The organism is Streptomyces sp. NBC_01363 (genome assembly GCF_026340595.1).
Lineage (GTDB): Bacteria > Actinomycetota > Actinomycetes > Streptomycetales > Streptomycetaceae > Streptomyces.
Map to the genome: position 1 here is coordinate 2566855 of NZ_JAPEPF010000002.1, position 13239 is coordinate 2580093.

The following is a 13239-nucleotide window of genomic DNA, read 5'->3' on the forward strand; positions in this document are numbered from 1 at the left end:
CCTGCCTCAGAGTTTGAGATCCTCCGGCCATGTCGGATGACACGCCAGGACAGTACCTTCCGGCCGGCTTCAGGTTCCGGCCGTGTCGCGACGACGAAGACCACAACGCCATGGCCGTGGTGCGGCTGGGGTGTGCTGAACGGGACCGGGTCGATGCCCATTCGGTTGTGGAGGGGCTCCCGACAGCGGCTGAGATCGCCGCAGCCTCTGCCAAGCTGGAGGAGCCGTCCAGAAACCAGATCCTGGTAGTGCGCGACGGAAACGTCGTCGGCTACTCGACGATCCGGTGGTGGCAGGAGCGGGACGATACGTGGCTCTACCTGCACCGCGGCTACCTCTTGCCCGAGCATCGCCACCAGGGCATCGGCTCGGCCATGCTGAGCTGGGCCGAAGAGCGGATCCGTCGGCTCGCCGTACAGCATGGGACGGCGCGGTCGGCAATGATCGGCGCGAACGCCATGACCTCCGAGCAGGACGCCAAGGCGCTTCTGCTCGCAACCGGATACCGACGTGTTTTCAGCCTGGTCGAGCTGGAGTTGGACGATCTGCGGCAGTTGCCCGAGCCGGGCAGCGAACTGCCGGCCGGGATACGGACAGGGCCGATCGGGACAAGCCACTACCGTGCAGCCTGGAGGACGGTCGTCGATTCGTATGCGGACACCGGTTTCACTCAGAAATGGCCTTTCCAGGACTTCGTCGACACCGCCGACCCGGCATGCTGGAGGGCTGCATGGAACGGGCAGGACATGGTCGGCGTCGCCCTCTGCTCCATCCGCCACCACGATCACACCGTGGGTGAGGTCGAAGAGCTGAGTGTCCGGACAGGCCAGCGACGCCTCGGAATCGGCCGAGCCCTGCTGCTTGACGGGCTGCGGATCCTTCGCGAGCAAGGGGCAACGACCGCCCGGCTTTTCACGGGCACGGCAAATCCGCACCGGTCCTACGATCTTTACGAGAGCGTGGGGTTCCGGCGGCAGAACGAGTACGTCCGATACCGCAAGCCGCTTGCTTGACCGATCGGTCATCGGGCTGTCCAGTCAGTCCATAGGATGTGACCATGCCTCCGGCCCGTCGGCCGCGCCCACCCGCCCGCACCCGCCATGCACCCGCCCGTACCCGGGCGATCAGCTCTGGGTGATCGCTTCCGCAGCCTGTGGGTGGTGGACGGGCCGTGCTGCTGACGACAGCCCTTAGCTCTGCGGGACGTCCTTGACGAACACGATGCCGTCGCTGTCCGCCAGATGGGCGGGGTCGAACGGGGAATAGCCGAACCAGGGGGATATGTGCGGCGCGGGCCGTGTGTCGCCGAGGGCGGTGGCCAGCTGCGGGGCGTCGATGACGCAGCGGTCCTCGGGGAGCGCGTACAGGAGTCCTTCGGCAGTGTCCGGCGGCGGCGTGCCCACTCCGTGGTGCCGGATCGTGCCGAGGGCCGTGGCCACGAAGGCGTACCCCTCACCGAGCCGGGCGCTCACCAGCGCACGGGCGCTCCACCACTCCACCGGCCCCACCCACAACTGCATCGAGCTCTTCTCCCGCTGGAGATGGGCGTTGTGGGCGTGGACGAGTGCCGGGCCCCGGGCGGCGAGGGCCAGGAGGTTGTCGGCCATGGCCTGGTCCCGCAGGCCCACCAGCCGCGTCATGCGGCTCGATGAAGTGTCGGCCATCCAGTAGTGGTAACGCAGCAGGCCGGTGGCGGTGCGCCCGTACAGGCGTGCCCGGTCCCAGTCGTCCCGCGGGTCGCCGCGATCAGCTGCGGCGTCTGCGCGTCGAGCAGCGCCACCAGGTCGTCGGCGAGCAGCCGCAGCTCCATGGCCTCGGCCGACTACAGGGCGAGCAGCCGGGGCCGGGCCGGGAGCAGCCTCATGACGGCGGCAGCCTCGACGGCATGGGCGATGGCTCTGATGTCAGTAGCCATGTATTCAACGGTATCGTTGAACCTTCATTTGAAACTCTTCGATGACATCGACGGGACCATGGCTCGAAACCTTCAAAATGGTGAACGGCTCAGGCCGGTCGACCTGGCCCGCGGGCACGGTCTGTCCACGCAGGCGATCAGGAACTACGAGGCGGCCGGAATCCTTCCGGCCGCCGGTCGCACACCCCACGGCTACCGCACCTACACCGCGCTCCACGCACAGGCCCTGCGCGCGTTCCTCGCCCTGGTGCCCGGTCACGGCCACCACACTGCGACGTCGATCATGCGGGCGGTGAACGAGGAAGCGGTCGATGAGGCGTTCCGTCTCATCGACGGGAGTCACGCCCAACTCCTCGACGACCGCCGGACCCTCCAAGCCGTGGAGAGCGCCCTCCGCGACCTGGCGCCCACCGCGGCGTTCGAACCCGACGCGGCGGTGTCCGAACCCGACACAGCTGTCCTCCGGCCCGGCGGAACGTTCATCGGACCGTTGGCGAGGAAGCTCGGGATCCGTCCCGCGACGCTCCGCAAATGGGAGCGCGCCGGGCTGGTGAGCCCGCGCCGCGACTCGCGGACCGGATACCGCGTCTACGACGAGGCCGACGTGCGGGATGCCCGACTGGCCCATCAACTCAGGCGGGGCGGCTACCTGCTGGAGCGGATTGCCCCGCTGATCGCCCAAGTGCGGGCGGCCGGCGGGCTGGAGCCGCTGGAGTCCGCCCTGCACGACTGGCGTGGCCGGCTGTCCGCCCGCGGGCGCGCGATGCTGACCGGGGCCGCGGAGCTTGAGGCGTACCTCCGCGAGCGCGGATGAGATCTCGGCCGCCGGCCGAGCTCCGGAAACCGTCGGCAGACGCCGCTCCACCAAATCGACGAAGGCAGCGGACCGGGTCGGGACGTGCCCCTCGCCGGAGGTGGCGGGACGCTCAGCGGCTCCGTATGCGACCCGGTGATCATCGTCAGGCCGACGGGCAGGCCCATGGGGCGCCCCGATCGTACGAAAGGTGGGAAAGGAACCGCCAACAGGGCGAGGAAGACAGTCCAGTTGGATGGCTTATGTGTGTGAGAGCCGATCGGGGAGGGCTACGGGCGGCGTCCCCACGCGGAGATCATAGGGGCGGTGGCGAGGTCGAGACGTCCGGTGGCGACGTTGGCCAAGTGGCGGTCGATCTCCTCGTCGGTCGCAAGCCCTTCCGCCACCAGGAGGCGGCGGATCTGCCGCACGGTCGCTGCTTCGAGGACGTCACAGGCCGGTGAGGTGATCGGGAAGTAGGCGTCGGCCTGAACGTCCGCAAGACCGGCTTCGCGCAGCAGCCGGGGGAGGGTTCGCCCGTAGGCGAGGTCCGCGCCGCGTGCCGCCATCAAGGCGCGGAAGCCGGATCGCAGTCGGTTCGCGAGCCGTTGTTCGGGACCGGACTCGTCCGGGCACAGCAGCGGCTGCAACCCCGGGTCGGCATCCTCCAGGAGAAGCCAGCCGCCGGGCCGTAGCGCCTGGACCATCCGGCGCAGCGCCTCGGCGCGATCGGTGACGTGTACCAGGACCAGTCGGGCGTGGACGAGGTCGAAGCTGCCGGGTGGCGGCGGGTCGGCCGCCACGTCGTGCCGCAGCACCTCGATCACGCCTCCGTCGACCCCTCGGGTCCATGACACGTCGATGTCGGTGGCGACCACGGTTCCCGCCGGGCCGACCCGCTCGGCCAGCCCGAGGGGTACGGACGGAGCGCCGGCACCGACCTCCCAGCACCGCATGCCGGCAGCGATCCCGAGCTGGTCGACATGCCGGAACGTCACCGGATCGAACAACTCACCGAGGGCGCCGAAGCGGACCCCTGCTTCTGATTGCTGGTTGTCCAGCAGGTAGCCGTGATCCGTGTTGTGTTCAGCCATGTGGCGATTCTGGCAGAGGGGGCAGCCGCACCCCGTTCGCAGGGCCGTGGCCCGTCCGCCGGTCTTACGGGCGGACCAGTAGAGACTCGGCGGCTGCCGAGGTCAGGATGGTGTCACCCGACCCGTTTGTCTTCCGCCGCGGGAGTGTTCGCAGCCGCGCCGGAGGAGCAGCGGCGCGTGGGACCTGGTGCTGTCCCGGTGGGACGGCGGCCCGCTCTCGATCAGCGGGATGTAGCTCTGCGCGGCATCGACGGTCGACCGGCCGGTGTCGCCGAGTAGCTGAGCGACCGGGTCGGGTTGTGACCGAAGGAGGCGTGGCTGATTCCCCGCCCTCGACCGGGTGTCCGGCAGGGTCAGAGGTTGAGATATTGCTCAAGCCTCAAAGGGGCCTGCCGGCCCTCCACATGGACGTCTGCCGTCAGTGTGAACTCTCCCCATGCCGACATGCTCAATTCGAACTCTGTCGTCCGGTCCGTGACGAGGCGATCCGGCTCGGGGAAGGTCGGATGAAGGTGGTAGACGACTTTGGTGACGCGATCGAGATCGCCGTCGTCATCCCCTTCAAGGAAGACGCGGATTCGGTGGTATCTGTAGTTGCCTCTGTCCAACGACCTGTCTCGACGTGCCGCATGGGCCACGTGGATCCTCGGAGCGGCCTTGGCGCTCACGGCATGCGGTGGTGCCACGGTGGTCGGGGGAGTCGGTCTGCCCGCATCTCTTGGATCGAGGTCCGCCCGCAGCTGTTGGAGACGGTCGTGGACCTGCCGCGCCGAGCGAGGGCGCTGAGCGGGATCGCGTCGCAACAGCTCGGCGACGAGCGCGGTCACTTCGGGCCGCAGGTCAGGGCGGAGCACGTTCAGGTGTGGGGCTTCCTCTTCGTCCTTGCGCCGGATGACCGCGAGCCAGTTGTGTCCGGTGAAGGGAGGCCGACCGGCGAGCAAGGCGAACAGCACTCCACCGAGGGCGTACAGGTCGGAGCGTTCATCGCCGCGCTCGGCGAGGAACTGTTCAGGCGTGCCGTACTCCACAGTGCCGGCGGGTTCCAGCTGGGAGGAGCGCGCCACGGAGAACGCGGTCTGGACGAACCCGGCGATCCCGAAGTCGACGACCTTGACGCGCACGTCCGGGGGGATCATGACGTTGTGGGGCTTGATGTCGTAGTGAATGACCCGCGCGCGGAGTGCGGCGACCAACGCCGCGCAGATCTCGCCGACCATCTCAAGGGCACGGGCCAGGGCACTTTTTCGTGATCACGTGAAAGGGTCGCCATCGGCGTCGGTTCGAGACCCTTCGGGGCCTGGTCGGTCCGTGGTGCCGAACGTGGTCACCGTAGTCTCGTGTTGCTGGTTTCGACCGCCGATCGTGAAAGCAGCTGAGCAGGGAGCGCAGCTGAGCAGGGAGGGCTCTTCCGGCAGTTCGAGCCGTGCTCGTCGCGGCCTTCGACGAGCGGCTGCGACCAGTCGTACGGCGCGCTCCGTGCGCACCAGCCGGTCCTGGGGGTCGGAGGTTCTCGGGATACCGCAGGAGGTGACAATTCGGCCGTGGTCGAGGAGTTGTCCCTGTCGAAACCTGTCGAAATCTGTCTTCACCGGAGTTGCTGACGACTTCGATTCCTGCCTCATTTTCGTAGTGCTTTGAGATCACCCGGAACATCGCCTGCGCAGGCCGTGTCTCCTGACTGCGGAATGCGAGGGGCTTCGGCTGAGCCTCGTAGAATCGTGCCGTGGCATTCATGAGCACTCCGCACTGCTGCTTCCACTGATCGGGAGGCTGTGAGGGCGATGCCGGACGGCATCGCCCTCCTCGGTGTGCCTGCCGCGTGACCCGCGTTCCGGCGCCGCCCGCATCGAGGGCCGCCGCCGATCCGTTGCCCCTGGGGCGGCGATCTGCCGACCGCGCGTGCAGGCACGGTCCCTTCCTCATACCGCTGCCAGGAGTGCCTTGTGCCTGTCTTGCTTTCCCCTGCCCTCGAATCGTTCCTCGATCTTCTGCGCTGCCCGACGTGCAACGCTTGTCTCCACTCCGACCGTGGCGCGCTGCGCTGCCCGACGGGCCACACCTTCGACATCTCTCGGCATGGCTATGTCAGCCTCCTGACGGGCACCCGCGCCACCAGCGGCGACGACGCGGCCATGGTCCGAGCCCGGGACCGGTTTCTGGCCACCGGCGGGTTCGGTCCGATCCGCCGGACCGTGGCCCACCTGGCGGCCGGCGCCGTGCCCGAGCGGAGCACCGTGGTGGACGTCGGGTGCGGCACGGGCTACTACCTGGCCGGCGTCCTCGAGCAGCTGTCCGGTGCTCGCGGTCTGGGCCTGGACACCTCAGTGCGCGCGCTGCGCGCGACGGCCCGTGCCCATGAGCGAGCAGCCGCCGCGACCTGGGACGTCTTCCGTCCCCTCCCACTGGCCGACGGGATGGCCGACATCGTGCTGGACGTGTTCGCCCCGCGCAACCCGGCCGAGTTTCGCCGGGTGCTGCGCCCGTGCGGTCGGCTGGTCGTGGTACGTCCGACCGGGCGGCACCTGCACGAGTTGCGCAGTGAGGTGCCTGGAATGGTCGCGATCGACCCGGCCAAGGAACGTCGCCTGCACAAGGCGTTGGCCCCATTCTTCGAGGCCGCCGGTACCGAGGTGGTCGAGTACGTCACGTCCTTGACCGGACCGGAGGCCCTTGACCTGGTGGGGATGACGCCGAGCGCACGCCACCTGAACCGTGCGGACCTGGCCGATCACGTTCTCGTGCCCGGCCGGGTCACCGTCACCGTCACCGTCTCCGTGCTGGCCACCGCCTACCGGCCTCGGTGACTTGAAAGCGGGCGCACGTTCCTACTGACCGACGAGCAGTGGGCACGCCCGGCGCTCTGCCTTCCCTGCACCACGAGGAAGGCAGAGCGCACGTTCGCAGACCGCCGCCGCACCGTGGAGGGAATCATCCCCGGTGTCGCACCGGGATCCCGTGGCGAGACTTGCCCCACGAAGTGTTCGGCCCCTGGCAGGCGGTGTGGAAACGACTTCGCAGGTGGGCCGCCGACGGCACGTGGGACTCGGCTCCAGGGGCAACTGACCGCCCAGGCAGCCCCGATCGGCGGGAGCGCGGCGGCCAGATGGTCTCCCCGCATGAAGGGTGAGCGGGTCTTCTGCCGGGCCGAGGGACCGCACCGGCTGGCCGGTCGACCCGGGCCATCGGTCAGGAGCGCAGGTCGAGCATGGCGGACATGGCCGCCACGACGGACGGGGCGACCTGGTAGTAGACCCAGGTTCCGCGCCGCTCGGAGGTCAGGAGGCCGGCCTCGCGGAGTTTCTTCAGGTGGTGGGAGACGGTCGGCTGGGAGACGCCGACGTCGGAGATGTCGCAGACACACGCCTCGCCCCCCGGGTGCGAGGCGACCTTGGAGAACAGGCGCAACCGCACCGGGTCCGACAGGGCCTTGAACATGAGGGCCATCTTCTCCGCGTCGTCCTGCGACAGCTCCCCGGCGGTGATGGGCGGGCAGCACGGCACCAGGGTCCCCGCGTCGAGGGCCGGCAGTTCCACAAGCTCTGACTTCGACATGTGTCTATGTTGACACTTGTCGATGCCTGGTGCCAAGCTCCTGATATCGACAGCAATCGAAACAGCAGCCGAATCGGCCGCCTATTCCGGAGGACATCACCGCCATGACCACCACTGCTGACCTGCCGGTTGTCGTCATCGGCGCCGGCCCCACCGGGCTGGCCGCCGCCGCCCATCTGGTCGAGCGCGGCATCGAACCGCTGGTCCTGGAAGCGGGACCGGCCGCCGCTTCCTCCGTACGCGACTGGTCGCATGTGCGGCTGTTCTCCACCTGGGGCGAGGTCACCGACCCGGCCGCCGAGAAGCTTCTGGCGCCGACCGGCTGGACCCGGCCCGACGCCACAACGTACCCGTCCGGCGGGGACTGGGCCGCGTGGTACCTCCAGCCGCTGGCAGATGTCCTGGGCGAGCACGTCCGCCTGGGCGCCACTGTCACCGGTGTCTCGCGTGCCGGCCGCGACCGTGTCGTCGATGCCGAACGCGAAACCCAGCCCTTCGTCGTGCACTTCACCACTGCCGACGGCGGCGAGGAGCGTGTCTTCGCCCGCGCGGTCATCGATGCCTCCGGCACCTGGACGACCCCCGGCCCGGCCGGGGCCGGCGGTCTGCCCGCCCTCGGCGAGAAGGCGGCAGCCGACCGCATCACCTACCGCGTCCCCGACCTCAAGGACCCGATCGTCCGCGACCGTTACGCAGGCAGGCGCACCGCCGTGATCGGCTCCGGCGCCTCCGCGTTCACCGCCCTGGCCACCCTCGCCGACGTCGCGAAGGCGGAGCCCGGTACACACGCGGTGTGGATCCTGCGCCGCAGTATCGGCGGAGCCACGTTCGGCGGCGGAACCGCCGACCAGCTTCCCGCCCGAGGGGCCCTCGGCCTGGCCGCGAAGGCCGCCGTCGACAACGGGCACGCGGACGCGGTCACCGGCTTTCGCACCGAAGCCATCGAGCGTGGCGAAGACGGCCGCCTGATCCTGGTCGGTGAGGACGGACGCCGTCTGGACCCGGTGGACGAGGTCATTGTGCTGACCGGTTTCCGTCCCGACCTGTCGTTCCTCTCCGAGATCCGGCTCGGCCTCGACGAACGCCTCCAGGCTCCCACCGAACTGGCCCCGCTGATCGACCCCAACCAGCACTCCTGCGGCACCGTCTACCCCCACGGCCACAGCGAGCTGTCCCACCCCGAACCGGGGGTCTACCTGGTCGGCATGAAGTCCTACGGCCGCGCCCCGACGTTCCTGGCCATGACCGGCTACGAGCAGGCCCGCTCCGTCACCGCTGCCATCGCCGGTGACCTCGAGTCCGCCGACCGCGTCGAACTCACCCTCCCCGAGACCGGAGTCTGCGGCGGCGCCGGACTCTTCGACGGCCGGGCAGCCGACCAGGCAGTCGCCCCGGCAACCGACCAGGCCGACGGCGGAGGCTGCTGCGCCGCTCCGGCACCCGCTCCGGCACCCGCTCCGGTCTCCTCACCCCTTGATGTTGATGGGTGTGCCGTGGCGGGTGAGGTCTGATCGGGGCGGTCTGCGTGGGCGAGTTCGGCCCGTTCGGGGGGCCACGCCACGTCCAGGCACACCGTGGCAAGACTTCAGCTGCTCGCCATCCCGCCGCCCTTTGTCTGCCATCCAGGCAGCGGGCCGGGCTCGTACCGTCCGGTCCTTCGGCCCGATCAACATCCTGGAGGAGACATGCGAGACCGCGTACGGATCGCCTGCCGCACAGCGGCGGTGGCCATGGCGCTGGTGGCAGCGGGGGGAGCGACCGTCGTCCCGGCGGTGGCCGCGCCGACCGGCATCACCCGAACCGCGCCGGCACCGGCGCCGACCGGCCTGACGTACAGCTATGACGCGGCCACCGAGCAGGTGACGGTCGGTTGGGACGCCAAGGACCCGGCCGACACGGTGACGACCGGCTACCGCGAGACGTACTGCAGTGGGCCCTCGACCACCGACGGGCCGTGCTTCGTCCGGGCGTCGGGTCCGCTGCTGACCGGCAACACGTTCACGTTCCACCGGGGCGCGGGACAGACGGTCTACTTCCGGCTGAACGCAGAGAACGCGGCGCACCAGCTCACCGGCTCGGCGATCCTCACCATCACCACCTGACGCGGTCCGGCATACGACCGGACCCGAGGCCGAAGCGTGACGGACTGGTGGACATGAGCAGCCCTGACCGCTTTCCGGAATCCCCGCATCGCGCCGGCAGCCCGCGATGACGGCGCAGGAACTCCCCGGCTCCTGCGCCGTCATGGGTCAGCTCCAGTGCGGCGGCTGCTCGGCCTGCTGACGGCTTTGCGGCAGGCGGCTCAGGGCAATTCCGAGAAGTGTCGCCGTGTACGCACACACCACGGCGATCCCGGCCCACCACGGAAGCGGGAAGTATCCGGCGGAGGGCGCGTAGTGGGCGATGACCTGCGGATATTGGATGAGGGTCTGCTGGGCGGCGAAGCCGGCGGCCGGAGTGACCCGCAGCAGCCACTCCGACAGGCCGTCGGCCAGCAGCGGGAAGGAGGTCACGACGTAGGGAACCGCGACCGCCAGGACGGCGACGAGGATCGCGAGCCAGGCGCGCCGAATCAGGGCACCCAGCGCGAGAGCGAGCACGCCGGCGAGGGCGAGCACGGCGGCCGTACCGACGACGACCCGCACTCCGGTGAGCGGGGACACCCCGATGACGGAGGTCCCGCTCCCCGTCGGGATCGCCACGCCGACCAGGACCACGATGCCCACGGCGAGGAGACCGGTCACGAATGTGACGGCCCCGACGACGAACGCCTTCACCGCGAGCACTCGGCGGGTGACCGGCGTGCCGCGCGCGGGATCGGGGCGGGGGGCGGAGGTGGCGAACCGCACGGCGACCACGAGCACGACGAGCAGCCCGGGAGCCAGGCCGCCGAGGGTGCGCTCGACCGGGCGACCGCCGCCCTCCGTACCTCCCGGCCCGATGTCGCCGGTGCCGGTGACGGTGATCGTGCCGTTCTTCTGCACCGCTCCGGACGCCTTGTGGTACTTCTCCCAGTCGGTCCGGTTCATCTCGCCGACGGCGTTCGTGCGCCAGCCACCGGCGGAGGCCGCGCCCTTGAGCACGACATTGTCGAAGACACCGCCGGCCTGCGTGAAGCGCACCTCTTCCGTGGCGCCGCCCAGGCCGACGGACCGCAGTGTCAGGTCGCCGGGAGAAGCGGCGAACAGGCCCACCTGCACGGCCTCGGGCAGCCCGGTCAGGTGCGCCGCGCCGACCTTCGTCCACCGCACGCCGTCGACCGACTCGTAGCCGGTGATGGTGTCGCCCGACCGCGTCAGCTTCAGCCGGCGCGGCGAATTGGCCGAGACCCCGCCGACGCTGCCTGCGATGTCATGTCGGTAGTCGTACTGCATCCGCACACCGTGGCTGCCGGTGAGCATCAACGCCGCGTAGGAGGATCCCCGGCGGGTCCCGTCCTTGATGATGATCCCGGCCTTCGCCCACGGCACCAGGCCCGGGACGATCCGGTCATGGTCCGGCGGCGGATAGGTGATCGTGCCCGTCATGGACGTCATCCGGACCGTGATGCTGCCGTTCTCGCCCAGGTCGCGATGGAGGAAGGAGAACTGGTCGTTGACGAGGGACCCGTCCGGCCCGGTTGGTTCGGCGGGGCACGGGCCGTCGCAGGACGTGTGGTTGCCGAATGCGGCGAGCAGACCGAGGGCGACGACGACCAGAGCAGCGGCCGCCATCGCGATCAGCCGTCCCGGACGCCGGAACCCGGTCCACTCCCGCCGGAGCAGTTCGTTGGTAGTGAGCATGGCCCCGGTTCTACGGATCGGGCCATAACGTGGTCCGAACCGCCTCTGTCATGCCGCTGTTAGGTGCGTTGGGGCAACCTGGGCTCGGCCGGACCCGAGGGGGAAGAGGAACATGGACAAGCTGCGGAGCGGGACCGTCGGACGGCGATTCACGATCCTTTACGCCACGGGGTTCCTCGGATCGGGAATCGTGCTGCTCGCCCTGACCTACCTGATGTCCGGTGGCCGGGTGACGGGAGTCGCGCCTCAGCAGCCCCCGACCGGACGACCCGACCTGGCCGCCGCCGAGCAGCAGATCCGGGATCTGCAGAGGCAACTCTCGGACGTGCATGCGCAGCAGAGCCACCAACTGCTGGTCGGCTCGCTGATCGCACTGGTGGTGATGGCGGGCGTCTCGCTCCTGTTCGGCCGGGTCCTCGCCGGCCGGGTCCTGCGCCCGCTGCGACTGATCACCGCGGCGACACGGCGGATCTCCGCGGAGAACCTGCATCAGCGGCTCGCCGTGGCCGGACCCGTCGACGAGGTCAAGGAACTCGCCGACACGGTCGACGGACTTCTGGAACGCCTCGAAGCCTCGTTCGTCGCGCAGCGCCGCTTCGTCGGCAACGCTTCGCACGAACTGCGTACGCCGCTGGCAACGATGCGGGCGTCGCTGGACGTGGCCGTCGCCAAACCGGAGCCCGCGCCACAGACCGTCGCGCTCGTCGGCCGGTTGCGGACCGAGCTCGACCGGGTGGAGCACCTGCTGGACGGCTTCCTCGTCCTTGCCCGAGCCCAGCACGGCACCCTCGCCGACCGGACCCCCGTGTCGCTCGGCGAGCTGGCGCGGGCGGCGCTGACGGACCGGGCCGCGGACATCGCCGCGAAGACGCTGACCGTCGACGACGAGGCACGGCCGGACGCCTGGACGCGAGGCAGTCCGGCGCTGCTGTCCCGGATGGTGGAGAACATGGTCGACAACGCGATCGTGCACAACAAGGAGAGCGGTTGGATCCGGATCACCACCGAACACGACGACACCGAGGCACGCCTCGTCGTCGAGACCGGCGGGCGGGTCCTCGACCAGGCCCGGGTGGACCGGCTGACGCAGCCGTTCGAGCGGCTCGGCGCCGACCGGACGGGGTCGGAGGGGAGTTCCGGCCTGGGACTGTCGATCGTCGCCGCGATCGTGGCAGCACACGGCGGTCGCCTCGCTCTCCTGGCCCGCCCGGAGGGCGGCCTGCGCGTGGCGGCGGCGCTGCCGTCGGCGGCCGGTTTCGGAAGGGTGACACGGTGAGGGTTCTGGTCGTGGAGGACGCGCGGTCGCTCGCAGAGGTCGTCGCCGAGGGGCTCCGGGATCAGGGGATGGCCGTCGACATCGCGCACGACGGTCTGGCCGCCGCAGCCAAGCTCGACGTGAACGCGTACGACGTGGTGCTCCTCGACCGCGACCTGCCCGGCATCCATGGCGACGCGCTCTGCCAGATGATCACGGAGCAGGACGATCGCGCGATGGTGCTGATGCTGACCGCGGCCGGGGCACCTGGTGACCGGGTCAGCGGTCTGACCCTGGGCGCCGACGACTACCTCGCCAAGCCCTTCCACTTCCCGGAGCTGATCCTCCGCATCCGGTCCCTGGCCCGCCGCAGGCCGGCCGCCCGAGCCCGTACGCTGCGCGCCGCCGGCCTCGAACTCGACCCGGTGCGCCGGACCGCCGTACGTGACGGCCGTCCGCTGGAGCTGTCCGTCAAGGAGTTCGCCGTCCTGGAGGCGCTGCTGCGTGCCGGTCCGGGCTTCCTGAGCGCCGAGGACCTCCTGGAACAGGTCTGGGACGAGAACGCCGACCCGTTCACCAACACGGTGACCGTCACCGTCGGCCGGTTGCGCCGCAAGCTGGGCGGTCCGCCGGTCATCACGACGACGCCCGGGGTCGGGTATCGCATCGCCGATGCTCCGGCCGTCTGACGCGACGGGGCGTTACGAAGGCGGGCCATGAACAGGCCCATGCCCCGGGCCACACCCGTCCAGTCCTGTCCCGTCGCCCGAGACCGGGGGAGAGGCACACGACGCATCTCCGCACACCCCGGCACGCTGTCCTCGCCAGCGTGTCACCGACAGCCTCAC

Annotated in this window: 11 protein-coding genes and 2 pseudogenes; 8 read left to right on the forward strand and 5 right to left on the reverse strand. The window is 69.9% G+C overall.

The genetic code is table 11. From position 1 onward, the window contains the following. Window positions 1-29 precede the first annotated feature (29 nt). Window positions 30-1013 carry a GNAT family N-acetyltransferase gene (locus OG611_RS39005; protein ID WP_266431170.1) on the forward strand — a complete coding sequence of 328 codons (984 nt, stop codon included), beginning with the start codon at window positions 30-32 and terminating at the stop codon, window positions 1011-1013. 177 nt (window positions 1014-1190) lie between these two features. On the opposite strand, the pseudogene OG611_RS39010 reads toward OG611_RS39005, so the two are convergent. Next, window positions 1191-1822, reverse strand: a pseudogene (locus tag OG611_RS39010) (erythromycin esterase family protein); the annotation flags it as partial. 151 nt (window positions 1823-1973) lie between these two features. On the opposite strand from OG611_RS39010, the gene OG611_RS39015 reads away from it, so the two are divergent. Continuing rightward, complete coding sequence (locus OG611_RS39015) at window positions 1974-2729, forward strand: TioE family transcriptional regulator (RefSeq protein ID WP_266431172.1); 756 nt, start codon at window positions 1974-1976, stop codon at window positions 2727-2729. Window positions 2730-2998: 269 nt separating this feature from the next. Here OG611_RS39015 and OG611_RS39020 read toward each other — a convergent pair whose 3' ends face one another. Then, window positions 2999-3802 carry a methyltransferase domain-containing protein gene (locus OG611_RS39020; RefSeq protein WP_266431174.1) on the reverse strand — a complete coding sequence of 268 codons (804 nt, stop codon included), beginning with the start codon at window positions 3800-3802 and terminating at the stop codon, window positions 2999-3001. A gap of 353 nt (window positions 3803-4155) precedes the next feature. After that, window positions 4156-5037: a pYEATS domain-containing protein gene (locus OG611_RS39025; RefSeq protein WP_266431466.1), complete on the reverse strand. Its 882-nt coding sequence runs from the start codon at window positions 5035-5037 to the stop codon at window positions 4156-4158. Window positions 5038-5745: 708 nt separating this feature from the next. Between OG611_RS39025 and OG611_RS39030 the strand changes: the two genes are divergently transcribed. Next, on the forward strand, window positions 5746-6606 hold the full coding sequence (locus tag OG611_RS39030; RefSeq protein WP_266431176.1) for a putative RNA methyltransferase: 861 nt from the start codon (window positions 5746-5748) through the stop codon (window positions 6604-6606). Between the two features lie 24 nt (window positions 6607-6630). Next, window positions 6631-6845 (forward strand): annotated as a pseudogene (locus OG611_RS39035) (transposase); the annotation flags it as partial. A gap of 143 nt (window positions 6846-6988) precedes the next feature. On the opposite strand, the gene OG611_RS39040 reads toward OG611_RS39035, so the two are convergent. Next, complete coding sequence (locus tag OG611_RS39040) at window positions 6989-7354, reverse strand: helix-turn-helix transcriptional regulator (protein WP_266431178.1); 366 nt, start codon at window positions 7352-7354, stop codon at window positions 6989-6991. Window positions 7355-7458: 104 nt separating this feature from the next. Here OG611_RS39040 and OG611_RS39045 point away from each other — a divergent pair, with 104 nt between their 5' ends. After that, window positions 7459-8865 carry an FAD-dependent oxidoreductase gene (locus OG611_RS39045; RefSeq protein WP_266431180.1) on the forward strand — a complete coding sequence of 469 codons (1407 nt, stop codon included), beginning with the start codon at window positions 7459-7461 and terminating at the stop codon, window positions 8863-8865. A gap of 174 nt (window positions 8866-9039) precedes the next feature. Then, window positions 9040-9456 (forward strand): hypothetical protein, encoded by a 417-nt coding sequence (locus tag OG611_RS39050; RefSeq protein ID WP_266431182.1) that lies wholly within the window; start codon window positions 9040-9042, stop codon window positions 9454-9456. A gap of 147 nt (window positions 9457-9603) precedes the next feature. Here the strand turns inward: OG611_RS39050 and OG611_RS39055 are convergent, their stop codons facing one another. Further along, window positions 9604-11136, reverse strand: a complete 1533-nt coding sequence (locus OG611_RS39055) for a hypothetical protein (RefSeq protein ID WP_266431184.1) — start codon at window positions 11134-11136, stop codon at window positions 9604-9606. 112 nt (window positions 11137-11248) lie between these two features. On the opposite strand from OG611_RS39055, the gene OG611_RS39060 reads away from it, so the two are divergent. Beyond that, the gene (locus tag OG611_RS39060) at window positions 11249-12412 is read left to right on the forward strand and encodes a HAMP domain-containing sensor histidine kinase (RefSeq protein ID WP_266431186.1); all 1164 of its coding nucleotides are present in this window, start codon (window positions 11249-11251) and stop codon (window positions 12410-12412) included. Next, window positions 12409-13080, forward strand: coding sequence for a response regulator transcription factor (locus OG611_RS39065; protein ID WP_266431188.1), 672 nt, complete (start codon window positions 12409-12411; stop codon window positions 13078-13080). Before OG611_RS39060 ends, OG611_RS39065 begins: the two co-directional genes overlap by 4 nt. Window positions 13081-13239: the final 159 nt, after the last annotated feature.